The organism is Streptomyces sp. NPDC051322, assembly GCF_040689485.1.
Classification (GTDB): domain Bacteria; phylum Actinomycetota; class Actinomycetes; order Streptomycetales; family Streptomycetaceae; genus Streptomyces.
Genome location: NZ_JBFBAK010000004.1, coordinates 200511 through 225604, shown reverse-complemented (window position 1 = coordinate 225604; position 25094 = coordinate 200511). Strand labels below are relative to the sequence as shown.

At 71.2% G+C, this 25094-nt stretch carries 24 protein-coding genes; 12 read left to right on the top strand and 12 right to left on the bottom strand.

Annotated features, from left to right (window positions below; all coding sequences use genetic code 11):
• Positions 1-77 precede the first annotated feature (77 nt).
• Positions 78-1421, top strand: coding sequence for a geranylgeranyl reductase family protein (locus AB0436_RS12190; protein ID WP_366467712.1), 1344 nt, complete (start codon positions 78-80; stop codon positions 1419-1421).
• Positions 1422-1425: 4 nt separating this feature from the next.
• Here the strand turns inward: AB0436_RS12190 and AB0436_RS12185 are convergent, their stop codons facing one another.
• A complete protein-coding gene (locus AB0436_RS12185; RefSeq protein WP_366467711.1) occupies positions 1426-1875 on the bottom strand; it encodes a nitroreductase family deazaflavin-dependent oxidoreductase in 450 nt (149 codons plus the stop codon).
• 148 nt (positions 1876-2023) lie between these two features.
• On the opposite strand from AB0436_RS12185, the gene AB0436_RS12180 reads away from it, so the two are divergent.
• Genes AB0436_RS12180 through AB0436_RS12170 form a run of 3 tightly spaced genes read left to right on the top strand, consistent with a single transcriptional unit; the run spans position 2024 to position 4693 of the window.
• On the top strand, positions 2024-2719 hold the full coding sequence (locus AB0436_RS12180; RefSeq protein WP_366467710.1) for a TetR/AcrR family transcriptional regulator: 696 nt from the start codon (positions 2024-2026) through the stop codon (positions 2717-2719).
• Positions 2720-2777: 58 nt separating this feature from the next.
• A complete protein-coding gene (locus tag AB0436_RS12175; protein ID WP_366467709.1) occupies positions 2778-4031 on the top strand; it encodes a sensor histidine kinase in 1254 nt (417 codons plus the stop codon).
• On the top strand, positions 4028-4693 hold the full coding sequence (locus AB0436_RS12170; protein ID WP_366467708.1) for a response regulator transcription factor: 666 nt from the start codon (positions 4028-4030) through the stop codon (positions 4691-4693). Before AB0436_RS12175 ends, AB0436_RS12170 begins: the two co-directional genes overlap by 4 nt.
• Here AB0436_RS12170 and AB0436_RS12165 read toward each other — a convergent pair.
• The 3 genes from AB0436_RS12165 to AB0436_RS12155 form a co-directional block, all read right to left on the bottom strand.
• Complete coding sequence (locus tag AB0436_RS12165; protein WP_366467707.1) at positions 4654-4929, bottom strand: DUF6332 family protein; 276 nt, start codon at positions 4927-4929, stop codon at positions 4654-4656. The genes AB0436_RS12170 and AB0436_RS12165 overlap by 40 nt on opposite strands.
• 65 nt (positions 4930-4994) lie before the next feature.
• Complete coding sequence (locus AB0436_RS12160) at positions 4995-5741, bottom strand: maleylpyruvate isomerase family mycothiol-dependent enzyme (protein WP_366467952.1); 747 nt, start codon at positions 5739-5741, stop codon at positions 4995-4997.
• A 29-nt stretch (positions 5742-5770) separates the two neighbouring features.
• Complete coding sequence (locus AB0436_RS12155) at positions 5771-7000, bottom strand: MFS transporter (RefSeq protein WP_366467705.1); 1230 nt, start codon at positions 6998-7000, stop codon at positions 5771-5773.
• Positions 7001-7087: 87 nt separating this feature from the next.
• Here AB0436_RS12155 and AB0436_RS12150 point away from each other — a divergent pair, with 87 nt between their 5' ends.
• Both AB0436_RS12150 and AB0436_RS12145 read left to right on the top strand, forming a co-directional pair.
• Entirely contained in the window at positions 7088-8302 is a 1215-nt protein-coding gene (locus AB0436_RS12150) for an ROK family protein (protein WP_366467704.1), read from the top strand.
• Positions 8303-8500: 198 nt separating this feature from the next.
• On the top strand, positions 8501-8794 hold the full coding sequence (locus AB0436_RS12145) for an SHOCT domain-containing protein (RefSeq protein ID WP_366467703.1): 294 nt from the start codon (positions 8501-8503) through the stop codon (positions 8792-8794).
• Between the two features lie 54 nt (positions 8795-8848).
• Here AB0436_RS12145 and AB0436_RS12140 read toward each other — a convergent pair whose 3' ends face one another.
• Positions 8849-9355, bottom strand: a complete 507-nt coding sequence (locus AB0436_RS12140; protein WP_366467702.1) for an ATP-binding protein — start codon at positions 9353-9355, stop codon at positions 8849-8851.
• A 140-nt stretch (positions 9356-9495) separates the two neighbouring features.
• Entirely contained in the window at positions 9496-9804 is a 309-nt protein-coding gene (locus tag AB0436_RS12135) for a hypothetical protein (protein ID WP_366467701.1), read from the bottom strand.
• Between the two features lie 220 nt (positions 9805-10024).
• On the opposite strand from AB0436_RS12135, the gene AB0436_RS12130 reads away from it, so the two are divergent.
• Complete coding sequence (locus AB0436_RS12130; RefSeq protein WP_366467700.1) at positions 10025-11158, top strand: PLP-dependent cysteine synthase family protein; 1134 nt, start codon at positions 10025-10027, stop codon at positions 11156-11158.
• Positions 11159-11219: 61 nt separating this feature from the next.
• On the opposite strand, the gene AB0436_RS12125 is transcribed toward AB0436_RS12130, so the two are convergent.
• On the bottom strand, positions 11220-12044 hold the full coding sequence (locus tag AB0436_RS12125) for a DeoR/GlpR family DNA-binding transcription regulator (RefSeq protein WP_366467699.1): 825 nt from the start codon (positions 12042-12044) through the stop codon (positions 11220-11222).
• Positions 12045-12234: 190 nt separating this feature from the next.
• Here AB0436_RS12125 and AB0436_RS12120 point away from each other — a divergent pair, with 190 nt between their 5' ends.
• Entirely contained in the window at positions 12235-14631 is a 2397-nt protein-coding gene (locus AB0436_RS12120) for a hypothetical protein (RefSeq protein WP_366467698.1), read from the top strand.
• On the opposite strand, the gene AB0436_RS12115 is transcribed toward AB0436_RS12120, so the two are convergent.
• From AB0436_RS12115 to AB0436_RS12100, 4 genes are all read right to left on the bottom strand, one after another.
• A complete protein-coding gene (locus AB0436_RS12115; RefSeq protein WP_366467697.1) occupies positions 14591-17038 on the bottom strand; it encodes a right-handed parallel beta-helix repeat-containing protein in 2448 nt (815 codons plus the stop codon). The two genes, AB0436_RS12120 and AB0436_RS12115, sit on opposite strands and share 41 nt — an antisense overlap.
• Positions 17039-17127: 89 nt before the next feature.
• On the bottom strand, positions 17128-17733 hold the full coding sequence (locus tag AB0436_RS12110; protein WP_366467696.1) for a hypothetical protein: 606 nt from the start codon (positions 17731-17733) through the stop codon (positions 17128-17130).
• A gap of 110 nt (positions 17734-17843) precedes the next feature.
• Positions 17844-18677 (bottom strand): MOSC N-terminal beta barrel domain-containing protein, encoded by an 834-nt coding sequence (locus AB0436_RS12105; protein WP_366467695.1) that lies wholly within the window; start codon positions 18675-18677, stop codon positions 17844-17846.
• 42 nt (positions 18678-18719) lie between these two features.
• Complete coding sequence (locus tag AB0436_RS12100; RefSeq protein ID WP_366467694.1) at positions 18720-19184, bottom strand: DUF6643 family protein; 465 nt, start codon at positions 19182-19184, stop codon at positions 18720-18722.
• Between the two features lie 294 nt (positions 19185-19478).
• On the opposite strand from AB0436_RS12100, the gene AB0436_RS12095 reads away from it, so the two are divergent.
• Positions 19479-20732, top strand: a complete 1254-nt coding sequence (locus AB0436_RS12095) for a TerD family protein (protein WP_366467693.1) — start codon at positions 19479-19481, stop codon at positions 20730-20732.
• Positions 20733-20757: 25 nt separating this feature from the next.
• Here the strand turns inward: AB0436_RS12095 and AB0436_RS12090 are convergent, their stop codons facing one another.
• A complete protein-coding gene (locus tag AB0436_RS12090; RefSeq protein WP_366467692.1) occupies positions 20758-21948 on the bottom strand; it encodes a glycosyltransferase in 1191 nt (396 codons plus the stop codon).
• A 57-nt stretch (positions 21949-22005) separates the two neighbouring features.
• On the opposite strand from AB0436_RS12090, the gene AB0436_RS12085 reads away from it, so the two are divergent.
• From AB0436_RS12085 to lnt, 3 genes are all read left to right on the top strand, one after another.
• Positions 22006-22800 (top strand): aspartate/glutamate racemase family protein, encoded by a 795-nt coding sequence (locus AB0436_RS12085; RefSeq protein ID WP_366467691.1) that lies wholly within the window; start codon positions 22006-22008, stop codon positions 22798-22800.
• A gap of 50 nt (positions 22801-22850) precedes the next feature.
• Positions 22851-23390, top strand: coding sequence for a hypothetical protein (locus AB0436_RS12080; protein WP_366467689.1), 540 nt, complete (start codon positions 22851-22853; stop codon positions 23388-23390).
• Positions 23391-23484: 94 nt separating this feature from the next.
• On the top strand, positions 23485-25092 hold the full coding sequence (gene lnt / locus AB0436_RS12075) for an apolipoprotein N-acyltransferase (protein ID WP_366467688.1): 1608 nt from the start codon (positions 23485-23487) through the stop codon (positions 25090-25092).
• Positions 25093-25094: the final 2 nt, after the last annotated feature.

Genomic DNA, 25094 nt, shown 5'->3' with positions numbered 1-25094 from the left:
GGTGATCGGTCGACACCGCGCCGTAGGATGCCGTCGACAGCACGGGCCACCGGTCGGATCGGGAGCAGCAGCACATCGTGAGCAGCGAGAACGCAGACGCGGGCACGGAACATGACCAGCCGGTATGGGACGTGGTGGTGGTCGGCGCAGGTCCGGCCGGGGCCTCGGCGGCCTACGCCTCGGCGGTGACGGGGCGGCGGGTGCTGCTCCTGGAGAAGGCCGAGCTGCCCCGCTACAAGACCTGCGGGGGCGGCATCATCGGTCCATCGCGCGACTGTCTGCCGCCCGGCTTCGAACTGCCGCTGCGCGACCGGGTGTACGCGGTGACGTTCTCGATGAACGGAAAGCTGACGCGGACCCGCCGCTCCAAGCAGATGCTCTTCGGGCTCATCAACCGTCCGGAATTCGACTTGCAACTGGTGGAGCACGCGCAGAAGGCGGGCGCGGAGCTGCGCACCGGGGTGGCGGTCTCGCGGGTGGAGCAGCACGGCTCGGCGGTGCCCGACAGGCGCACGGTCGCCGTCGTCCTCTCCAGTGGTGAGACGGTGCTGGCACGTGCGGTGGTGGGCGCCGACGGCAGTGCCGGCCGGATAGGAGCCCATGTCGGGGTGAAGATGGACCAGGTGGACCTCGGTCTCGAAGCGGAGATTCCGGTGCCGCCGACGGTCGCCGACGACTGGGCCGGGCGGGTGCTCATCGACTGGGGCCCCATCCCGGGCAGTTACGCCTGGGTGTTCCCCAAGGGCAATACCCTCACGGTCGGCGTGATCTCGGCCCGGGGTGAGGGCGCGGCGACCAAGCGTTATCTGGAGGACTTCATCGCCCGCCAGGGACTCGCCGGCTTCGAACCGGCCGTCTCCTCGGGACACCTGACGCGCTGTCGCAGCGAGGACTCGCCGCTCTCCCGCGGTCGGGTGCTGGTCTGCGGCGACGCCGCCGGGCTGCTGGAACCGTGGACGCGTGAGGGGATCTCCTTCGCGCTGCGCTCGGGCCGGCTCGCGGGTGAATGGGCGGTCCGGGTCTCCGAGGCGCACGACGCGGTGGATGCCCGCCGACAGGCGTTGAACTACGCGTTCGCCGTCAAGGCCGGACTCGGCGTGGAGATGGCGGTGGGGCGCCGGATGCTCAAGCTATTCGAGCGTCGCCCGATGGTGCTGCACGCGGTGATCACCGGGTTCCGTCCGGCCTGGAAGGCCTTCGCCGGGATCACCCGCGGCTCGACCTCCCTGGGCGAGCTGGTGCGTACCCATCCGCTGGCCCAGCGTGCGCTGACGGCGATGGACCGCAAGGAGCCCGGCAAGAGCGGTCCGGCGGGGGGCGCGGCCGAGGACGCCACGGGTGCGGGCGCCACCGAAGCGGCGGCTGACCTGGCTGAGGGCTCCGGCCAGGACACCGGCAAGGCGGCGACCGGGGCCGAGTGATCGGTCAGCTCGTCCCGGTGATGCGGAAGACGGGGTGCTTGGGCGCGATCCGGAGCAGTTCCTCGGTGCTCGACTCCGGGCCCACGCCATCGAAGAAGGCGCCTACCTCGGCCTTCCACCGCTTGAGGTAGGCGCGCAGGATTTCCGGCTTCTCGCCGTCGGGGATTTCGGTGGCGGTGAAGGGTTCCGTGTTCCTGCCGAGGAGGAGTTCGCCGCCGCCGGCGGCCCGCATGTTGTGCGTCCACTGGACATGGCCGCGAGGGGCGATCAGATAGCGGCCGCCGTCCAGGGTGAGCACGTTGACCGGGGTACGGCGCCACTCACCGCTCTTGCGGCCACGCACCGCCAGGACGCGCGATCCCCAGACGCTGACGCCGCGCCGGGTCAGCCAGGCGACGAGACGGTTGAGGACATGGACGGTGAACCAGCCGGGCTTCTTGACGTACGTGGTCATGTGGGTGCCTCTTCGCTGAGTGTGAGCACTGCTCTCTCTGTAGAGCAGTCTGCACGCAGGGGTGAACCATTGCAAGAGCAGTGCTCTTTTTTGTGTATGGCGCTCACGTCCTTGGTCGGTGCTCCGCTTATCTGGCAGACTGCTCACCATGAGTGCTGTCCGAGGAGCCAGGGAACGAGCCCGCGCCGAAGTCACCGCAGCCATCAAGGACGAGGCACGCAGACAACTCGCCGACCAGGGCGCCGTGAAACTCTCGCTGCGCGCCGTGGCCCGTGAACTGGGCATGGTCTCCTCCGGTCTCTACCGCTACTTCCCCAGTCGGGACGACCTGCTCACCGCCCTCATCGTCGACGCCTATGACGCGATCGGAGAAGCCGCCGAATCCGCACTCGCCGCCGCGGGCCAGGTCAAGGCCCCCGCGCGCTGGGCCGCGGTCTGCGCCGCGGCCCGCCGCTGGGCCATCGGCCACCCCCATGAGTACGCCCTGATCTACGGCTCGCCCGTGCCCGGCTACACCGCGCCGCAGGCGACCATCGGCCCGGCGTCCCGGACCGGTCAGGTCCTGATCACCATCGTCCGTGACGCGCACCGCGCCGACGGTCTGGGCCTCCCCGCCATCGCCGGTGAGCTGCGCCCCGAGGCCGAGCGGCTCGCCGCCGACATCGCGCCCGACCTCCCGCCCCCGGTAGCCGTGGCGCTCACAGCCGCCTGGGCGCAGCTCTTCGGCCTCATCTCCTTCGAGATCTTCGGACAGTTCAACCGGTTGGTCGAGGACCGGGACGTCTTCTTCGCACAGGCCGCAGGGCAGCTCGCCGACTCCGTCGGTCTACTCCGGCGGGAGTAGACGCGGTCACCGCGCCGGTCTGACGCCTGGAGAGCGTCGCCGGTCTAGCGTTGCCTGCATGGACGAGCCCGGCACGGACGAGCAGCGAGTGCGCAGACGCGGCGGCCGGCCCTGGGCGCAGGGCCGACCGGACGGATGGCAGCCGCCCTGGGCAGCTTCGTCCAGGGGCCGGCTGCCCTGGCGCTCGACCCTCGTGCTGACCGTGATCGTGCTGGGCGGGACGGCTTTCGCCCAGCACGGTCAGCTCGGCCAACGTGTCCCGCTCGACGCCTTCGGCCGGTCGCTGCTCCTGCTCGGCCAGACCTTCCTGCTGCTGCGCCTCAGGCACCCGGTCCTCGTCGCCTGGGCCACCGCCGCTTCCACCCTGATCTACGTGGGCGCCGGATTTCCGTACGGCCCGGTCTTCCTCACCGCCGCGGTCGGCTGCTTCGCCGCCATCGTGGCGGGGCACCGTCACGCCGCGTGGTCGGCCATCGGCATGCTCTGGGCCGGACATGTAGTGATCGCTCACTGGCTCTACCCCTGGCTGCCGCCGTCCGGCGATCACCCGGCGTCCTGGGGCCAGGAACTGGCCGTCGCCGCCTGGGTGCTGGCGATACTCGCCGCCTCGGAGCTCGCCCGGGTGCGCCGCGAGCAGTGGGCCAGGGAGCGCGCCGAACGGAAGGCGGCCGAGAAGCGGCGCACCGACGAGGAACGGATGCGCATCGCGCGCGAACTCCACGACGTGCTCGCCCACAGCATCTCGGTCATCAATGTGCAGGCCGGGGTGGGTCTCGCCCTTCTCGACTCCGATCCGGAGCAGGCGCGTACCGCACTGACCACCATCAAGGCCGCGAGCAAGGAGGCACTGGGCGAGGTGCGCCAGGTCCTCGACACCCTGCGGGCGCCGGGTGAAGCGCCCAGGGCTCCGGCCCCCGGGCTCGACCGGCTCTCCGAACTCGTCGAGCAAGCGCGGTCGGCGGGCCTGACGGTGGACACCGTGACGGAGGGCGTCCCCGTCCCACTCCCGCCGGGTGTCGATCTCGCCGCCTTCCGGATCATTCAGGAGGCGCTCACGAATGTGGTGCGGCACTCCGAGTCCCGTACCGCACGCGTCGTCCTCGGCTATCCGCCGCGGCGGCTGGTCCTGCGGATCGACGACGCCGGGCCCGCCACCGGCGCCGATGCGGGCGGCAGCGGCAACGGGCTGGTGGGTATGCGCGAGCGGACGGCGGCCCTCGGTGGCACCATCGACGCGGGCCCGCAGCCGGGCGGCGGCTTCCGGGTCGAAGCCGTCATCCCGCTCTCCGGTGCCCCGAAGGAGTCGCTGTGATCCGCGTACTGCTCGCCGACGACCAGTCCCTGGTCAGGGCCGGATTCCGGGCGCTGCTCGGCGCCCAGCCCGACATCGAGGTGGTGGCGGAGGCCGCGGATGGTGCGCAGGCGCTGTCCTCGGTTCGCGAACTGCGGCCGGACGTCGTGCTGATGGACATCCGGATGCCGGTGCTCGACGGTCTGGCAGCCACCCGCCGCATCACCGAGGACCAGCACCTCCATGGGGTCAAGGTGGTCATGCTCACCACCTTCGAGCTCGACGAGTACGTGTTCGAGGCGATCCGCTCCGGTGCCTCCGGGTTTCTGGTCAAGGACACCGAGCCGGAGGAACTGGTGCGTGCGGTACGTGCGGTGGTGGACGGCGACGCCCTGTTGTCGCCGGGGGTGACGCGCCGCCTCATCGCCGAATTCGCCGCCCGCTCCAAGGAGCCCACGGCTGCCGCGGATCTCGGCGAACTCACGGAACGCGAAAGAGAGGTCATGACGCTGGTCGGCATCGGGCTCTCCAACGACGAGATCGCGCGCAGGCTCGTCGTCAGCCCACTCACCGCGAAGACACACGTCAGCCGGGCCATGGTGAAACTGAGCGCCCGGGACCGGGCTCAACTGGTGGTGCTGGCCTACGAGTCCGGCCTGGTGCGCCCGGGCTGGCTCGGCTGAGGCGGCCCGCCGCCGAAACGCCACAGGACGAACACCACCCGCGCCAGAAAGACGATCACCGCCAGCGTGCTGCCGGTCGTGACGAGCAGATGCGCGATCCTGCTCGGAAGATCGAGGAAGAACAGGGGGCAGACGATCCCGCCGAAGGTGGCCGCGGCCACGAACACCGCGCTCACCAACGCGAAGCCGATCTCCACGGTGATGGCATCCCGCTCCGCCTGCGTCCTTCGCCCCACCCGGCTAGTGTCACAGGACTTCCGACGGCGGGCAAGGAACCGCCGTGGGGACCGGCACAGTCGGTCTAGGACCAGGTGATCCCGGAGTTGTCGCGCCAGAGCCGGGCGAGGGTGCTGTCGCCCGTCACGGATACCGCGGAGAGCGGCCGCCGGTTCCACAGCGTCGCGTAGAGCAGCCCGGCGCTCCCGCTCACCTCGCAGTCGGCGCTCCCGATGTCCGTACGGTCCGTGCGCATCGGCTCGGCGGACAGCCGGGCCGTCCACACGTCTCCGGTGTCCGTGGCCCGCACCCGCAGGGTCTTCGGTTCGTTCGTCCGCACCCAGCTCTTGGGCCGCGTGTGGAACATGCGAAGCAGCTCGTCGATGCCGTCGACGGCGAACTCGGGGCCCACCGTGCCGGGCTCCCGCTCCGGCCGGGCGGATTCCGCGTCCAGCCGGTGCACTGCGGTCTCGTGTGCCTGGCGCCGCGCCCAGAAGCCCAGGGGGGACGGCACGGGGACGAAGGTCCAGCACGTCAGGTCCGCCGGCGCCGCGGTCAGCGCGGCGACCAGCGAGGCGTGCCCCTCTCCGAACCAGTCGACGAGCGCGTCTCCGTCGAGGTCCGGCTCGCCGCCGCCGGGGTGAAATGTGGTGTATCCCTCCACGACGAAAGCCGTCGCCCAGCGGTGCACCATGCCGGTGTGACGCAGCAGATCGCGCACTCGCCAGCCGGGACAGGCGGGCACCTCGGCCTCCGGACCCGCCTCGGCTGCCGCTCGGGCGAGCAACCGCCCCTCCCCGTCCAGGGAGTTGATCAGTTCGGCCGTCTTCATCACCATGGCCTCGATTGTGCCAGGGTCCCTCACCCTGCCGATGAGGACGCATGACGGGTGGCGCCGCCGATGAGGGCGGCCGTCGCGGCGAGCAGCGCCACCGTGGTGAGCGCGACAGGCAGCGAGAACCAGTCCGCGAGAAAGCCGATGACCGGCGGCCCCAGCAGCATCCCGCCGTAGCCCAGCGTGGAGGCCGTGGCGACACCGTTCGGCCCCGCCAGTGCGCCGGCCCTGGCCACCGCCACCGGGAAGCTGTTGGCCAGCCCGAGACCGGCCACCGCGAAACCGAGCAGCGCGGACCAGGTGTTCGTGGCCAGCGAACCGAGCAGCATCCCGGCCGCGGCGAGCGTCGCGCCGGCCACCAGGGTGCGAGTCTGGCCGAGGCGCTCCAGCAGTGTGGTGCCGGTGAGTCGGCCGATGGTCATCGCCAGCGCGAAGACCGAGTACGCGGCAGCGGCTACGCCCGGATGCGCGTGCAGGTCCTGCTTCAGATGCAGGGCGCTCCAGTCGGCCATGGCGCCCTCCCCGTAGGTCGTACAGAGCGCGATCAGCCCGAAGACCAGCACCAGTCGGCGGCTCCGGGTACTCAGCCGCCGCGACCCGGGCTTCCTGTCCGCTCCCCGGGCCAGGACGGCGCCGGACGGCGGCCGGTGGCGCAGCAGTTCACGGCCGGCCACCACGGTCACCACCAGTCCGATGACGGTCAGCCCGGTCAGATGCACCGCGGCCGAAACGCGGTCCGCCACCAGTCCGCCGGCACCGGCTCCCACCATGCCGCCCAGGCTGAAGGCGGCGTGGAAACTCGGCATCACCGGTCGGCGCAGCGCCGCCACCAGATCGACCGCTGCGCTGTTCATCGCGACGTTGAGCCCGCCGTAGCCGGCGCCGAAAACCAGCAGGACCAGACCGAGGGCGAGTGCCGAGTGGGTCTGTGCCGGCAGGGCGATACTCAGCGAGAACAGCACCCCGCAGGCCACGGTGACCGGATGATTGCCGAACCTCCTGCACAGCCGGCCGGTCAGCACCATGGTGATCACGGCCCCCGCGGAAACTCCGAGCAGCGCCAGACCCAGGGCGCTCGCCGATGCGCCGGTCTGCTGCTTGACGGCGGGGATACGGACCACCCAGCCCGCGAAGAGGAAGCCGTCCACGGCGAAGAACACGGTGATGGCGATGCGGAGGCGGAGCAGGGAAGGAACGGCGCCGTCAGCCCTCGAGCCCCCGGAGGACGCCACCCGCATTTTGTTTAGGTTCGGCACAAAAGAAGGATAGGGGCGGCCGGATGCGCCGACAAGGGTGCTACCGGATCGTCTTCGCCCGGTCAGGATCATGGGAGACTCGCCGTCATGAACGGCAAGGTGACGACGAACCGGACCAAGCTGGAGCGTGGCCGCAGCGCCCTGGGGCCGGCGCTGGAACTGGTCCACACCGGGCGCGCGCCCACCCGTGCGGTACTCACGGCCGAGTTGGGCGTCACCCGCGCCACCGCGGGCGCCGTCGCCGCCGAACTCGAAGCGCTCGGGCTGATCCAGGTCGATTCCAGCCCCGGGGCTGCGGCCGGATCGCAGGGACGTCCGTCACACCGGCTCTCGGTCAACGACCAGGGCCCCGTCGTGCTCGCCGCCCAGGTGCACGCGGATGGTTTCCGGGCCGCGCTGATCGGGCTCGGCGGCCGGGCCGTGGCGACCTCACCCGGCTGTGTCACGATCTCCGCCGACCCGGCGCAAGTGCTCGGCGCGGTGGTCGACGAGGGCGCCGCGCTGCTGCGCGACACCGGTCTGCGCTGCGTCGGGGCGGGGCTGGCCGTTCCGTCCGCGGTGGCCGAACCGGACGGCACCGCGCTCAAACCGCCGTATCTCGCCTGGCCCGCAGGCGCCCCGGTCCGCGACATCTTCGCCGACCGGGTCCGCGCGGCGGGCATCGTGGGTCCGGTCTTCGCCGGCAACGACGTGAACCTGGCGGCACTGGCCGAACACCGCCACGGGGCCGGCCGCGGCGCGCAGCATCTGCTCTGCGTGGCCACCGGGCATCGCGGGGTGGGAGGCGCCCTGGTGCTCGACGGCCGCCTGCACACCGGAAGTTCGGGCCTCGCCCTGGAGGTCGGCCATCTCACCGTCCACCCGGAGGGCCGGCCCTGCTACTGCGGCAGCCGCGGCTGCCTGGACGTCGAGACCGACCCGCTCGCCTTCCTCACGGCCGCCGGGCGCACTCCGGGCCCCGAGGTCTCGCTGCTCCAGCAGTCCCGTGACATCCTCCGCACCGAGTACGACGACCCGGGTGTAAGGATCGCCGCCCAGGAGGTCGTCGACCGGCTCGGTCTCGGCCTCGCCGGGCTGGTGAACATCCTCAACCCCGACCGGATCATCCTCGGCGGACTGCACCGTGCGCTGCTGGACGCCGATCCGGAGCGGCTGCGCGCCGTCGTCGCCGACCGGAGCCTGTGGGGGCGCAGCGGCGGCGTGCCCATCCTGCCCTGCACGCTGGACCACAACAGCCTGGTGGGCGCGGCCGAGTTGGCCTGGCAGCCGGTACTCGACGACCCTCTGTCCCTGGTGGGCTGATGCCGGCCGGTCCACCTGCTGCGACCGTCCCGGCGGAAGCAGCCCCGGACGAAGAGTCTTGACGGGAGCAGTCCCGGCCCCGTCATGTACTCCCGCCGTGGTACGCGCGGAGCCGCTGCCCGTACGACGACCGGGACCCCCTGCGGAGGGAGGCTCGAGGTCAGTAAGGAGCCATCCCCAGCGAGGAGATGAACCGATATGAACACCCTGGCATTTTCCGGCGGGCCGGGCCCGTGGATCCTGCTCTTCCCGCTCTTCTGGGCGGCGGTCGTCTTCACCGTCGTCACCGTGCTGCGCCGCACCGTGTGGCGTGGCCGCAGCGGGCCGTGGCAGGGCCCGGCGCGGGTACGCGCCGGGCACGGTGAGCAGTCGCCCATCGCGATCCTCGGCCGGCGTTTCGCCACCGGTGAGATCGACGAGGACGAGTACTGGCGCCGGTTGTCGGTCCTGGACGAGCAGTTCGGCCCGGCGTCCAAGGGCGGCGCGGCATGACCACCGCCACGCCGCCGGCGGGCCGGGACGGGGCGCCGGCCGCCGGCCGCCCGGTCAGCTCACCAGAGCCGACCGGGCGGCAGCGGCGGCGGGGGCCTCGGCGAACGCGAACGGACCGGGCGTCGTCGCCCCGTAGAGCGTCTCCACGGCTGCGAGAGTGCCGGAGGCCGAGGCCGGCAGGGTGAACCAGACGACCTTCCCGGCGTCGCCCTGCGGGCGAATGCCCCAGCTCTCGCTGACCGCGGCGATCATCGAGAGCCCACGCCCGCAGGTGGCGAGCTGGTCCGCCGTGCTCACGGTAGGAATCCGGGGATCGTGATCGCGGACCGATACCGTCAGCCGGTCGAGCAACAGGTCCATCTCGACCGTGCACAGCTTGTCCGGCTCGGCATGGCGGTGGACATTGGTGAGCAACTCGGTGACACCGAGGGCGGCTTGGTCGATGAGCGGGTCGAGATGCCAGTAACGCAATTGGGCCGACACGATTCTACGGACTTGTCCTATGCGCGAAGGCAGAGCCTGAAGCTCCACTGCGCAATGCCTGGCTGGCTGGGTGATCACGGCTGCGACTCCCCGAATGAGGTCCGGAAGAAGACGAAGTGGCCCGGCGGGGGGTTGTTCTCAGCGTGACCGCCGGTAAACCCTTAGTGATGTGTGTCCAGGGTCGCCCAGGGGGTGCGGCTCCGCAACTCGCGGTCCCCTCAGTGCCGCGCGCCGCGTACCGCCTCGAGGAATCGGCCCACCGCCTTCGCGCTGTCCAGCCGCACGTTCCGCTGTCCCATGGTCAGCCGGTAGCGGGTGCCGTTCAGGGTCGCGACCATGCGGCCGACCCCGGCGAACCATGGCTTCGCCGCGCTGACGGCACCGAGCGGCGCGCTGTCGATCTCACGGCCGTTGCTGGTGAGCAGGGCCAGCCGGCCGTCCTTGATCAACACTTGGCCGGCCCGGGTGAGCGAGCGGGGCCACCGTTCGATCCGTACACCCGTCGCGGTGAATTCTGCTTCCGCCATGACTGTTCCCGCCCCCTTCGGATGGGTCTCTCCAGGCAGTCTGACGGGGCGAAGCGCCGCGCACCAGTACGCAACGGCCTCCGGACCGTATGGGCATGTGCTGGTTCGAGCCGTTATCGCCCAAGCACGTCCTATGGAGCGTCCAAGTCATCGTTTGTGCTGGTGAGGGGAATATTGTGGCGCGTGGCGAGCAGAGTTGACAGGGCGAGGAGAGACACGCGTGAGCACAGCCGAACAGGGACCGGACGCCGTGGCCGCGGCAACAGTGGACATCGATCGCAGCGATCCGGAGTACCGGGCCTGGCTGAAAGAGGCCGTCCGCAAGGTACAGGCCGACGCCAACCGCTCGGCCGACACCCATCTGCTGCGCTTCCCGCTTCCCGAGGGCTGGGGCATCGATCTCTACCTCAAGGACGAATCGACGCACCCGACGGGCAGCCTCAAACACCGGCTGGCCCGTTCGCTGTTCCTCTACGGACTGTGCAACGGCTGGATCCGGCCGGGCAGGCCGGTGATCGAGGCTTCCAGCGGCTCCACCGCCGTCTCCGAGGCGTACTTCGCCAAGCTCATCGGCATCCCCTTCATCACGGTGATGCCGCGCACCACCAGCCGGGAGAAATGCCGCCTGATCGAGTTCCATGGCGGGCAGTGCCATTTCGTGGACGACTCCCGGCGGCTGTACGAGGAGGCGGCCTCCCTCGCCGATGTCACCGGCGGTCACTACGTGGACCAGTTCACCTACGCGGAGCGGGCCACCGACTGGCGAGGCAACAACAACATCGCCGAGTCCATCTACCAGCAGCTGCGGCTGGAGCGGTATCCGGAGCCCGCCTGGATCGTCGCCACCGCCGGAACCGGCGGCACCTCGGCGACGATCGCCCGCTATGTGCACTACATGCAGTACGACACCCGGATCTGTGTCCCCGACCCGGAGAACTCGTGCTTCTTCGACGGCTGGACCCGGGGCGATCCGCTGGCGACCAGTGACTGCGGGTCGCGGATCGAGGGGATCGGCAGGCCCCGTATGGAGCCCAGCTTCGTGCCCGGCGCCATCGACCGGATGATGAAGGTCCCGGATGCCGCGAGCGTCGCCGCGGTCCGCGCGCTGGACCGGGCCATCGGCCGCAAGGCGGGCGGTTCGACCGGTACCGGACTGTGGGGAGCGCTGAAGATCGTCGCCGAGATGGTGGCCGAGGGGCGTACCGGCAGCGTGGTGACGCTGCTCTGCGACCCGGGCGACCGCTATCTCGACAAGTACTACTCGGACAGCTGGCTCGAGGAGCAGGGTCTCGATATCGCTCCGTACGCCGCGGCCATCGAGCAACTCCTGACCACCGGCCGCTGGACGCAGTGAGGCGGCGGGTGCCGGGCCACTAAACGTGAGCCGCACAGCCACGCGCTGAGCGGCTCTCTCCTCAGTCCGCCTCGCCCGCCACCACCAGGCCCGGCAGTGACTCGGTGATCTCTTCGCGCGCCCCGGCGGACAACCCGGCATCGGTGACGAAGGTGTCCACGTCCTCCAGCGTCGCGAAGGAACTCAGCCCGACCGTGCCCCACTTGGTGTGGTCGGCCACCACGACCACCCGCCGTGCCGACTGGATGAACCGGCGGTTGGTCTCCGCCTCCGCGAGGTTCGGCGTGGACAGCCCGGCCTCGGCGGATATGCCGTGCACCCCCAGGAAAAGCACATCGAAGTGCAGTGACCGGATCGCCTGGTCGGCGACCGGCCCCACCAGCGAGTCCGAAGGGGTACGCACCCCGCCGGTCAGCACCACGGTCGCGGCCCCCGGCCGGTGTCCCGTACCGCCGAGCACCTGCTGCGCGGAATGGAACACATCGGCGACCCGTACCGAATTGGTGACGATGGTCAGATCGGGCACATCGAGCAACTGATGGGCCAGAGCGAAGGTCGTGGTCCCGCCGGAGAGAGCGATCGCGCTGCCCGGCACGGCCATCGCCGCGGCCGCCCGCGCGATGTCCTCCTTGGCGCTCAGCTCCAAGCCGGACTTGGCCTCGAACCCCGGTTCGTGTGTCGAGGCCTCGACCACCGGCACCGCGCCGCCGTGCACCTTCTCGATGACGCCCTGCCGCGCCAGCGCGTCGAGGTCCCGGCGGACCGTCATGTCCGAGACCTTCAGCTTGCGGGTGAGTTCATTGACACGGACGCCGCCACGCCGCCGGACCTCGTCGATGATCAGGGCACGACGCTGCTCCGCGAGCAGATTCTGATTCTCGCTCACCGACAGGCCCGGTCCTTCCGTTGTCCGGCAGATCCCTCATCCTCGCACGCACAGTTCCCGGATGTGCCACTGGTTGCCAGGGTTGCTCCGCGGGGAGATTCATGAGGAGCCGTATGGTGGGCCGCCGTCCTACCGGATGATGGACGCCATGCCGCCGCGACCGTCACCTCGACGAGAGGGAGTCACCGCAGTGTCCTCAGCCCCGCCCGCCCGGGAAGGCGCAGAACCCGCGCTCGAACTGCTGGTCCACGGCGTCGGCGGGACCACCCCGCAGGAGATGCTCGGCGATCCGCGTACGGTCCGGGTCAGCGGCGACGAGACGGCGGCGGTCTACCGCTGCGCCGATGACGTGGACGCCGCACAGCACCCCGAGCGGTACCGGGACCGCCCGGTCCCGGAGGCCTACGTCTGGTGCAACCTCACCTCGGGCAACGGCGCTCGCGCCCTGTGGCTGCTGTTGCTCCCCTTCATGGTGGTCAACCTCGCCCACTGGATGCTGCCCGCCAGTCACCGGATGCCCAAGTCCGCACGGCTGTACGGGTTACTGGTGCGGCTCGTCGCGCTCAGCCTCACCGTGCTGCTGGTGGCCGCTGTCTGCGAGGTGGCGCTGGACCTGACCGCCTGGCAGTGCGCGGGCTCGACCGGCTGCTCGGAGGGCAGGTCCTGGCTCGGCTTTCTGTCCGTCGCCCACGGTGGCTGGTGGTCCCAGCCCGGCCGTCGGCTGGCCGTGGCCGCACTGGCGCCCACCGCACTGACCGCGCTGCTGTGGTACCTCTCCAACCGCACCTGGAGCGCGTACGAGTCGCAGCAGCCGCTCAGCGGGGAGTTCCACACCGAAGACGTCGACCCGTCCCACCGTCCCGCACTCGGCCGGCCCGGATTCTGGTACGGGCGCCGGCTCGTCGCACGGCTGCGTGCCGCGCACACGGCCGCCGGATTCCTGACCGTCGCCGCCGCGCTCACGCTCGCCGCCGCCGGATGCGACCGGCGCGCCTCGGGCACGCTCCTGGAGGCCGTCGGCCGACTGCTCGAGGCGACCCTGCTGGTGGCGGCGGCCGTGGTGGTGTGGGTGGTGTGCCGCAGGGGGCGGACCGAGACCCGGCTGGACGAGGAACTCGACCGCGCCGTGGTCACCCTGCTGCCCGGGCTCTCGCTCGCCCTGCTCGTGCTGTCCGCCGGGTACGCCGCCTGGTCCCGCCCGGGTTGGGCGTCCCACGGCACGCTCCCCGGTGACCGCACCTTCGGGATCATCACCGTCGCTCAGCTGGCGCTCGTGGTCGCCCTCGGCGCCGTCGCGCTGGTACGCCGCCGCCGGGCCTCCGGCGCCGGCGCCGGCGCCGTGCTCAGCGGGCTCGGCGGGCCGGCCGTCGCCCTGCTGGCCTGTGCGCTGGCCGGGGTGATGACGGGCGGGGTCGCCCAGCGGATGGCCGACTGGCTCGACGGGCCCGGCACCCCGGGTATGGGAAGTAGCAGCTCCATCCCCGGACCACCGGTGCTGCTCAGCTGGCAGGCTTCGGTGATCCCGGTCCTGCTGCTCGTCCTGCTGATCCCCGCTGCCATCTGCGCGGTGCGCACCCGGCGCAGCCGCAACCGCATCGCCGAGAAGATCATGCAGGACTACCCGGGGGAGAGCCCCGACACCGTACGCACCCGGCAGATCGCCGGCGTCCGGGCCCGCGCCCGGCTCACCGACGCCGCGCCGTGGTTCCTCGGGATCATCGCAGTGGTCACCCTGCTGCTCGGTGCGGGCGCGGTGGCCGGTGCCGGGTTGACCGGGGAGGTGCCGGGCCGGGCTGCCGGGTCGGCCCCCGCTCTGATCGCCTCGGCGGCCCAGTCCGTCCAGGCGCTGGGCTCCTGGCTGGTCGGCCTCGGCTTCATACTCTTCGTGGCCTGCGGCAGGCGCGCCTACCGGGACGCATCGGCCCGCCGCACCATCGGCATTCTCTGGGACGTCGGCACCTTCTGGCCGCGCGCCGCTCATCCCTTCGCGCCGCCCTGTTACGCCGAGCGCGCCGTTCCCGACCTGACCTGGCGGATGTTCACCTGGACCGATCTCACCGGCGGGCGCCTCGTCATCTCCGGGCACTCCCAGGGGAGCGTCCTGGCGGCGGCCGCGGTCTGGCAGCTTCCTGCCCGTACCCGCCGCCGGGTCGCCCTGCTCACGTACGGGTCCCCCCTGGAGCGGCTCTACGGGCGGTGGTTCCCGGCGTACTTCGGACCGGTGTGTCTCGAGGGCCTGCACCGGGAAGTGCACTGCTGGCGCAATCTGTGGCGCGCCACGGATCCCATCGGCGGCGAGGTGATGCCGGGCGGGGATGTGGACCGGGGGCCACTGCTCGATCCGCTCGCCTACGGCCGAACACGCGACCACCCGCTGCCCGCCCCGATTCTGGGGCACTCCGACTACCAGGCCGACCCGGTGTTCACCGAGGAACGCGCGGCGCTGCTCGCCCGGCTCGCGGTGGCGGTGCCGCACCAGCCCGGCGCGGCGGGCGAGCCCGTGCCGGTCCGGCCCACCACCGTGGACGGCCGGCGCGCAGCGGAGGTCAGGGCAGTTCCGGCAGATCCTCCGGAAAGAGCAGACTGAGATCGTCGGTGGACATCTCGGAGAACTGGGCGACCCGGCCCGCATGCCGTTCCACCATGGACTCGAAGGTCTGGCGGGCGGTGCGGCCGTTGCCGAAGCCGGGTCCCTTGGGCAGCGCCGTGAAGTACTTCAGCAGCGCTTCGGAGGCGCCGTCGCCCAGCCGGTACTCGTGTTCGTCGGCCTGTTGCTCCACGATCCGCAGCAGCTCGTCGGGGGCGTAGTCGCCGAAGGTGATGGTTCGTGAGAAGCGGGACGCCACACCGGGGTTGACGCCCAGGAAACGCTCCATCTCCGCGGTGTAGCCGGCCACGATCACCACCACCGCCTCCCGGTGGTCCTCCATCAGCTTCACCAGCGTGTCGATGGCTTCCTTGCCGAAGTCGCGTCCCGAGTCCTCGGGGGAGAGCGCGTACGCCTCGTCGATGAACAGCACGCCGCCGCGGGCCCGGTCGAAGGCCTCCTGGGTGCGGATGGCCGTCGAGCCGATGTGCTCACCGACCAGATCGACCCGGGACACCTCGACGAGATGCCCACGCTCCAGCACGCCGAGCGATGCCAGGATCTCGCCGTACAGCCGGGCCACCGTGGTTTTACCGGTGCCCGGGGAACCGGTGAACACCAGATGGCGGCGGGCCGACGCGGCCTTGAGACCCGCTGCCCGGCGCCGTCGACCGATCTCGATCATGTCGGTGAGGGCCCGGACCTCCCGCTTGACGCTCTCCAGCCCGACCAGGGTGTCGAGCTCGCCGAGCACATCCGAAGACGACCGTATGGGCTCACCGGCGGCAGGCGGCGCCGGCGCGGCGGGCGCGGTCGGCTCCGCGGGGTGCTGCTCGGGCACCGCGCCGAGCAGTCCGGTGGTCCGGGTCGCCGTCGCCACCGCGGGGACCTCCCGCGGCTCGGTCAGCACACCGCTCTCGTCGCTGCTGCAGTCCTCGACCACCGGGCCGCCGGCCGGTCCTTCACCGTGTCCGGCGCCGCCGTCGGCGAACTCGTAACCGCCGCGGGCACACCGCTCGGTGCGGCAGCGGGTCAAGGTGGTGCGGCAGCCGTCTATGACGTGGAAGCCGTATCCGCTGCTGCCGGTCACCCGGCAGTTGTGGAAGGCGCCGCGGCCCTGGGCCGATACGTAGAACCCGGCCTCGGCGGGCGCGGTGACGGTGCAGCGCTCGATCCGCGGATCGGCGCCCTTGGTGACGATGACGCCGGTCTGGGCGGCGTCGATGGTGCAGCCGCTCAGTGTGCCGCCGCTGCCGTGGTCGCGGAACCAGGCACCGGTGGAGGCCTCCCGGATGCGGCAGTCGTCGAGCTGCGCGGTGGCGCCGTCGCTCACCGACACCGCGGTGTTGCGCACTTGGGCGAGATCGCTGTCGACGACGTCCGCGCGGGAGCCGCGGTCGAGTACAAAGATGGCGTCCGGCACGTCGTGGACCCGGCACGAGTCCAGCACGACGGTCGCACCGTCGCTGACCCAGACGGCCGGGTAGTCGCCCGTACTGTCGTGGACCTCGCACTGGTTGGCGTCGACCCGGGTGCCGGGGTCCCAGACCGACAGGCCGTTACGGCCGAAGCGGCGCACGGTCGACCGGGTCAGCGTCAGCACCGAACGGGACCGCAGATCAACCGCGTTCTCCGGAATGTCATGGATGTCGCAATCGGACAGCGTGAGTACGGCATCGGTGTCGAGGGTGATCCCGTCGGCCGAAGTGCGGTGCACCGTGCAGTCGGTGAGGTGCGCGGCGCCCCGCGACGCGATCTGCACTCCGGCGCCCTTGATCTCGTACACCTCGCAGCCGAACGCCTCGAGGCCGCTGCCGTCGCCGGTGACGCTGAGCCCCGCGCCGGAGGAGTGGTGGACCCGGCACCGCTCCAGCCGGGGATGTGCTCCGCCGTGCACCGCGATGCCGGACTGACCGGCCGCGACCACTTCGCAGTCCTCGAACAGCCCGCCGGCGCCGTCGAGTACGCCGATGCCCACCCCCGCCGGGTTGTCGACGGTGCAGCGGCGCAGGGTCGGCCTGGCCGCCCCGCGTACCTCGATGCCGACGGCCGAGCGGGTGACGATCCGCAGGGTGAGAAGTTCGGGGGTGCCTTCCTCGACGAGCAGAGCGGGCGCCGCCGCGTCCTGGCCCTCGATCTGCAGGTCCTGCACCACGGCCGACGCCCGCACGGTGAGCGGGATGCCGTCGGCGGGTGCGATCCGCACCGACCCGATGGCGCCCTCGCTGCCGCGCAGTGTAACGGCGTGCCGGACGACGAGATTCTCGCGGTAGGTGCCGGGGGCGACTGTCAGCACATCGCCGTCGCCGGCGGCCTCCAGGGCTGCGGAGAGTGAGGCGTACTCGCCTGTGCGGCGTCGCCACCGCGATGTGCCGGTGTACGTCACCTGGACCGTGCCCTGTGCCATGGCGCTGTTGTGCCCCCACCTCGTGTACGCGACGGATCTCGCCCCACCGTAGCGCGCGTGGGACGCGGGAGTTGACGCAAGCGCCGGTCTCAGCTGCCGGTGCCGGTTCGTCCCCAGTCGGGACCGGCTTCGGCCCAGTCCCGGTCGATCTGTACGTAGCGCCGCCGCACGAGCCGCCACACGACCAGTCGCCGGCCTGCCACGATGACTCCCGCGGTCGCCGTGGCGGCACCGAATCCGGCGAGTATCGCGTGGGCCCGCGCCGTGGACGGTGTCATGGGCCGCGTGACGATCTCCCCGTGATCGTCGGTCCATATCCGCAGTCGGTCACCGGGGGAGTCGTGACGCTTGACGGTGGAGAGCGCGCCGGTGTGCCGGCTTCCGTCCGCACCCGTCCAGTGTGCGGCGGCCCGGCCACGCGGGATGACGTCGGCGATCCCGTCGGGGTTGGGCACCGCGGAGCGGGCGGGCAGCGCACGGATCACCGTGGCGGTCGTCGGATGGCGATGGAGGCGCTGAACCTGCGCGACGTCACCCAGCGCGCGGTCGACAAAGGCTCCGCAGAACCAGCCCACGAGCGGACCCGCCAGCACGATCAGCAGCACCGCGGCAAGTGCCACCCAGGCCTCGGCCAGGTCGGTCCCGCGGCGCAACGGGTTGTGCCGCCAGCGCCACACGCCGGAAGCTGTTCGCACGGTCCCTGTACTCCTTCCACCCTCGCCCCGTTCAACGTGCCCCTACTACCTGTGAGTTCCCTGCGAGACGCATCTCATTCGAGACCGATCTCACTCACGGCCGGGTTCCGTCATTCCAAGATATGCACCGGATCGCCGACCCGAATGACACCCGTCAGCTCGGGGATGAGGTTCTGGCCGAACAGCAGGTCACTGTCCACGCGGCGGTGACGGGCGAGAGTGCGCAGCGGCTCCTTGCCGCGCTCGGCGGTGTGCTGGTCGGTGGTGGTCACGACGCAGCGCCCGCACGGTTTGACCACCCGGAACGGGATGTCGCCGACAGCGATACGCAGCCAGTCGTCCTCCGCCCAGGGCGGCACACCGGCCACGACCAGACTCGGCCGGAAACGATCCATCGGAAGCGGGCCCTCATCGGGGAGATCGCCCTGCGCGATGAGCGAGTTGAGCGCGTCCAGCGAAGCGGCCGTGGTGACCAGCAGCGGATAGCCGTCCGCGAGACTGACCGTCTCGCCGGGCCGTGCATACCGCGGATCGATCGTGCGACGGCGCGCCGGGTCGTCGAGGTGGACGAGCCGCACCTCGGTGCCGAGATAGGTGCTGAACCACGTATGTGCACAGGCGTGCGCCGGGACGACCTCGATCTTGTCACCGAAGAGGCGCACACCGATGGCGGCGGCCGGCCCCGGCACACGGACGGTCAGCGGTTCGCAGCCGGGCGCGGACAGCCGTATTCCCCCGTCGGACAACGGCTCCGCACCGGCCAACGCCAGACGTGGCTGCTGGCGTTGGGTGACGGCCGTACCTGCTGCGTCCACCAGCATCCACCGGCGGTCTCCGGCCGGCCCCCAGGGCTCGACGACTACCGAGTCCGGCGCCTGCCCCGCGAGGGACTTGACCGGATACACGTGGATGCTCTGCAGGACTGCGCGACCGGGTTCAGGCATGTCTGCATCCTGCCACCCGGTGCTGAGCTGCTCAGCGGCGGCTCAGTATCCGCGTCCCGGATACGGGCGGTTGTACGGATCCTCGTACGGCGTGGGTGCTGGACGCTGCGTCACCGGGCGCATCGCCTCGTAACCGGCACCGGCCGCCGGACGCTGCTGCTGGGGGCGCTGCTGCTGGGGGTACTGCTGCGGTCCCGGATAACCGCGGGGGGCCGAGGCCTGCTGCGGAATGTACGGGGACTGCGCGTGCTGCATCGGCACCGGCTGCGCCATGGCCTGCGGATAACCGTAGGCGGGGGCGTGCTGGGAGGGGCCGGCGGGCAGCGCGGGCAATGCGGACGGCAGAGCCGGCAGATAACTGTTGCCGGTGTCGTAAGCGGACGGGACTCGGATCGGTGCGATCTGAGGGGTGCCCCGCTCTGCGACGAGAGAATCGTAGATAGGGGTGTCCGGGAAAGACGGCGCGGAGTAGTAACCGCCGCCGTAGGTCGCACGGGGGGACGTCATGGCACATAAGTAAAGCCCACGATGTGCTGATTGGGGAGACCGATAAGAGGGTTGTTTCGCGTGTTGCGAGTGACGGCGGATCCCCAATGCGAGCGAACTTGGCAAAAACGGTCGTCCTCGTGTGCTCGAATCAAGTAGTGGCCTGCTCGCGGCGGGTTACCGACGGGTTGCGGGGGCGCGGACGGACGATCTTCCTGGGTGCTCGGCAGCCCTCGGAGCAGCGCACCCGGGACACCTGCGATTAGGTTGGTGGTGCGCAAGATTTCGGCTTCACGGCGCCAGTTGGGGGCGAGCATGTCAATGCTTAAGGGAACCAATGTTCCTGTGTCGGCTCAGGCCGTGCGGGTCGAATTGGGTTGGAGGCCGGGGCCGGGAGTCCCGGACGTCGACGCGTCGGCACTCCTGCTGGTGTCCGGGAAGGTGCGTTCCGACGCCGACTTCGTGTTCTACAACCAGTCGGCGCACGCTTCCGGCGCGGTCCGCCACGAAGGAAAGAGGCCGGTCGGCGACCTGATGACGGATACCCTCGCCGTCGACCTCGCCCGGGTGGAGACCGCCGTTGACCGGGTGGTCCTGGCCGCCTCGGCCGACGGCGGTAGCTTCGGACAGGTCCCAGGTCTCTCCATCCGGCTGCTCGACGCCACGAGCGGCGCGGAGATCGCACGGTTCGACAGCCAGGACGCCACGGTGGAGACGGCCTTCCTGCTCGGCGAGCTCTACCGGCGCCAGGGCGCCTGGAAGTTCCGCGCGGTCGGGCAGGGGTACGGCAGCGGGCTCGAAGGCCTGGCCACGGACTTCGGGATCAGCGTGGACGACAGCCGGCAGGCCGCTCCGCCCGCCCCCACGACGCCCGCCCCGATGGCGCCGCCCGCTTCACCCCCGCCCGCGGCCGTGTCGGCGTCGGCGCCGGTACGGCTCAGCAAAGTCACCCTCACTAAGGAGGCCCCCAGGGTCTCCCTCGCCAAACAGGGCGGCACCTCGGGCTCCATGCGGATCAATCTCAACTGGGAGGTGCGCAAGCAGTTCAAGAGCTGGGGGGCCAAGCTCGGCAGGGCCGTGGCCACGCACGCCGACCTCGATCTCGACCTCTGCGCGCTGTACGAGCTGACCGACGGCCGCAAAGGCGTCGTGCAGGCACTGGGTAACGCTTTCGGGTCGCTGAGCCAGCCGCCGTACATCCACCTCGACGGGGACGACCGCACCGGTTCCGTGTCCACCGGCGAGAACATCACGATCAACCTCGACCGGATGAACCAACTCCGCCGGATTCTCGTCTTCGTGACGATCTACGAGGGGGCCAGGAGCTTCGCCGACCTGCATGCGACGGTCACCCTCCAGCCGCAGCACGGCGCGGCGATCGACTTCTCGCTCGACGAGTGCACCGTGCCGTCCACGGTGTGCGCGCTCGCCCTGATCACCAACAACGGCGGCGACCTCGTCATCCAACGCGAGGCCCGATACCTGGTGCCCGCCCGCCGAGTCAGCCCGCAGCGTACCGTCGACCAGGCCTACGGCTGGGGAATGAACTGGACCCCGGGGAGGAAGTAGCCGTCCGACGAAAAGGGGGCGGCCGTCAGTGGTCCCGGGCCGCCTCGGGGCCGGCATTCCGCTCGGGCCGGGCATAGGTCCGGCCCTTCCAGGCGGCGCCCCGTCCCCGGTAGTGCTGAACCGCCGAGTCCACCGTCATCAGGAGATAGAGCAGCGCGGTGAACGGCAGCAGCGGCGCCAGCCACAGCGACTGCCGGTAGTAGCGCAGCATCGGCAGATAGGTGCCCGCCATCACCAGCCACGCGAGTCCCCCCGCCCAGGCCGCCGGCGCGTCCTGCGACCGCAGCCCGGCCACCAGGGTGACGGGCGGCGCCAGGTAGATCAGTGAAAGGCCGAGGACGGTGCCCAGAAGCAGCAGAACGTTGTGCCGGAGCTGCGCATAGGCGCTCCGTGAGACCATCCGCCACAGATCGCCGAGACCGGGATACGGGCGCACGCTGTCCACGCGTTCGGCGAGGCCGAGCCAGATGCGGCCGCCACTGCGCTGCACAGCCCTGGCGAGTGACACATCGTCGATCACGGCCTGCCTGATGGATTCGGGGATGCGAGCCCGTTCGGCGGCCGCGGTGCGCAGCAGCACACAGCCGCCGGCCGCGGCGGCGGTGGCGGCGCCCGGCCTGTTGACCCACCGGAAGGGGTACAGCTGGGCGAAGAAGTACACGAAGGCGGGCACCACCAGGCACTCCCAGAAACTCGCCACGCGCAACCGCGCCATCTGCGAGACCAGGTCGAGGTCGCGCGACACGGCGGCCGACACCAACTCCCGGAGGCTGTCCGGCTCATGAGCGATATCGGCGTCCGTCAGCAGCAGGTACTCCGGCTCATGCGCCCGGGCCAGCCCGATTCCGTACCCCAGCGCCCACAGCTTCCCGGTCCAGCCGGTACCGGGTTCACCGGGGGAGACCACCGTCAGCGGCAAGCCGCAGCCTCGTGCCGCCAGTGCTCCGGCCAGCTCACCGGTCCCGTCGGTACTGCCGTCGTCGACCAGGAAGACCTCGGCGTCGCCGGGATAGTCCTGGGCCAGCAGCGAGGGAAGGCTCATCGGGAGGACCGCCGCCTCGTCCCTCGCCGGCACCACCACGGCGACGGAGGGCCAGTCGTCCGGCTCGGTGCGCGGGGGCAGCCGCTGGTCCGTACGCCAGAACAGGCCCTGCCCCAGCAGCAGCCACACCCATACGGCCAGCGATCCGACGGCGATCCAGGCAATGACGCTCATCCGCGCAGTCTGCCCCACCGAGGGCGGGGCGCACCGGCCGTCGACTAAGGTGACCGGGTGAAGATCGCGCTGATGGACTCAGGAATCGGACTCCTCGCGGCGGCTGCCGCGGTGCGGGAGCTACGGCCCGATGCGGATCTGGTGCTCTCATCCGATCCCGACGGGATGCCCTGGGGCCCCCGCGCGCCGCATGACGTCACGGCTCACGCGCTGGCCGTGGCGCGGGCGGCCGCCGAGCAGCGGCCCGACGCGCTGATCGTCGCCTGCAACACCGCCTCCGTCCACGCGCTGCCCGCGCTGCGCGCCGAGCTGGAGCCCGGTATCCCGGTCATCGGCACGGTGCCCGCCATCAAACCGGCCGCCGCGGACGGCGGATCGGTGGCCATCTGGGCGACCCCGGCGACCACCGGCAGCCCCTATCAGCGCGACCTGATCCACCGGTTCGCGACCGGCGCCGAAGTCACCGAAGTGCCCTGCCCGGGACTGGCGGACGCGGTCGAGTACGCCGACGAGGACGCCATCGGCCGCGCCGTCGCCGCCGCGGCCGCCCTCACTCCACCGGGTGTACGGGCTGTCGTCCTCGGCTGCACCCACTTCGAACTGGTCGCCGAGCGGATCCGCACGGCCGTCCGGCGTCCGGAAGGGCCGGACGTCGACCTGTACGGCTCGGCCGGCGCCGTGGCCGCGCAGGCGCTGCGCCGTATCGGTGCCGGGCCCGCACCCGGGGCCGCGCCCAGCGGCGTCCTCACCGTACTGCTCAGCGGACGCCCGGCGGAGCTGCCGGCCGAGGCACTGAGGTACCCGGAAGGTCTGCTGCTGCGGGCGGTCGGGTCGGCGGTCCGCACCGGATAGCCCCCGACGCGTCACAGCCGGGTGCCCGGATGATGGGTACGCTGCAACGCATGACGGACCCCATCGAGCCCCCTCCCCGGGTCTGGACCGGCCGTGCGACCAACCGTGCGCAGTGGCTGCTCTCGGCCGCCGGCGTGGCGTGCCTGGCCCTCGGTATCGAACTGGCGGTGGACTCCGCCTGGACATCGGGCAACGTGCCGCTGGCGATGGCCGTGGTCGGCTGTGTCGCCGCCGGTCTGCTGATGCTCTACGGCACGCTGGCCTTCGTCCATGTGGCGGTGCACATCGACGAGGACTGCTTCGAGGTGCGCTGCGGATACATGGGCGTGCCGCGCAGGCGCATCCTGCTCGCCCATGTGGTCGGCGCGGAGTTCGCTCCGAGAGTGACCCCCCGTCAGTGGGGCGGATGGGGATACCGCTGGCATCCGGAGAACGGCATGGCCGTGGTGGTGCGCCGTGGGGAAGGCCTCGTTCTCACCCTCGGTGACGGGCGGAGTTTCACCGTCACGGTCGACGATGCGGAGGCCGGCGTCCGTATCATCCGCGACCGGCTCCGCCTGTCACCCGGCGGAAGGCCCTCCGGGGCCTGAGAAGCGTCCCGGCGGACCGGACGGGCCCCGCCCTCCGTCCCGCCGTGCGGACCGGCCTCCCGCGCAAGCGGCGCGCCACCGTAGACTCCGCCTGGTGAGCGCCCCCACCACCTCCCTCGACGAGCCGGACCAGCTCGCCCCGCAGCCCTCCAGCACATCGCGCGGCCGCCGGCTGGCCCGTGCTCTGGTCCGGCCGGTGGCCGCAGCCCTGTCAGGGCTGTTGCTGTACGCGAGTTTCCCGCCGCGGCCGCTGTGGTGGCTGGCGCCGTTCGCCTTCGCGGTCCTCGGCCTCGCGCTGTACGGCAGGCGGGCCAGGGTCGGTCTGGGACTCGGTTATCTCGCCGGGCTCGGCTACCTGCTGCCGCTGCTGGTGTGGACCGGAGTGGAGGTCGGCCCGGGCCCGTGGCTCGGGCTCGCAGCGGTCGAGGCGCTGTTCATCGCCGCAGCGGGAGCGGGGATCGCCTATGTCTCCCGGCTTCCGCTGGCACCGCTGTGGGCGGCCGGGGTGTGGATCGCCGTCGAGGCGGCCCGGGCCCGGGTGCCGTTCGGCGGCTTCCCGTGGGGCAAGGTCGCCTTCGGGCAGCCCGAAGGGGTGTTCCTGCCGTTGGCCGCTGTCGGCGGTACTCCGCTGCTGGGCTTCGCCGTCGTGCTCTGCGGTTTCGGTCTGGCCGATGCCGTACGTCACTGGGCCGCCCTGCGGCGGCTGCTGGACCGCAGGGTCCTGACCGCCGCGGTGCTGGCCGTCCTGCCGGTCGTGGCGGGGTTCGCCGCGCTGCCGCTCGTCGACGACAGTGCGGAGGACGGCACCGCCACCGTCGCACTCATCCAGGGCAACGTGCCCCGGATGGGGCTCGACTTCGCGTCCCAGCGCCGTGCGGTGCTCGACTATCACGTACGGGAGACGCTGAAGCTCGCCGCCGACATCAAGGCGGGCCGTGCCGAGCAGCCCGACCTGGTGCTGTGGCCGGAGAACTCCTCCGACATCGACCCGTATCTGAATGCCGACGCCTACGACGAGATCGACCGGGCGGCCAAGGCGATCAAAGCGCCGATCTCGGTCGGCGCCGTGGTCACCCCGGACAACGGCACGGGCTCGCCGCTGAACCAGCAGATCCTCTGGGACCCGGTGAAGGGCCCCGTCGACACCTACAACAAGCGGCAGCTCCAGCCGTTCGGCGAGTACATGCCCTACCGGTCCTTCTTCCGGATCTTCAGCTCCGACGTCGACCTGGTCCGCAAGGACTTCGTGCCCGGTCACAAGCCGGCCGACTTCGACATGGCAGGGACCAGGGTCGGTCCCGTCACGTGCTACGAGGCCGCGTTCGACTGGGCGGTCCGGGACCAGGTGAAGGCGGGCGCGCAGATCATCTCCGTACCGAGCAACAACGCCACCTTCGACCGCAGCGAGATGACCTACCAGCAGCTCGCCATGTCGCGGGTACGCGCCGTCGAGCACAGCCGGGCCGTGATGGTCCCGGTCACCACCGGCGTGAGCGCGGTCATCAGGCCGGACGGTTCGATCGCCCAGAAGACCAAGATGTTCACCGCCGCCGCCCTGGTCGCCGAAGTCCCCAAGCGCTCCTCACAGACCCCCGCGACCCGGCTCGGCACCCTGCCGGAGTGGCTGCTGGTGGCGGTCGCCGCCGGCGGGCTCGGCTGGGCGGCGACCCGCACAGTGAGGTCCCGCCGCAGCCACCGTTAGGG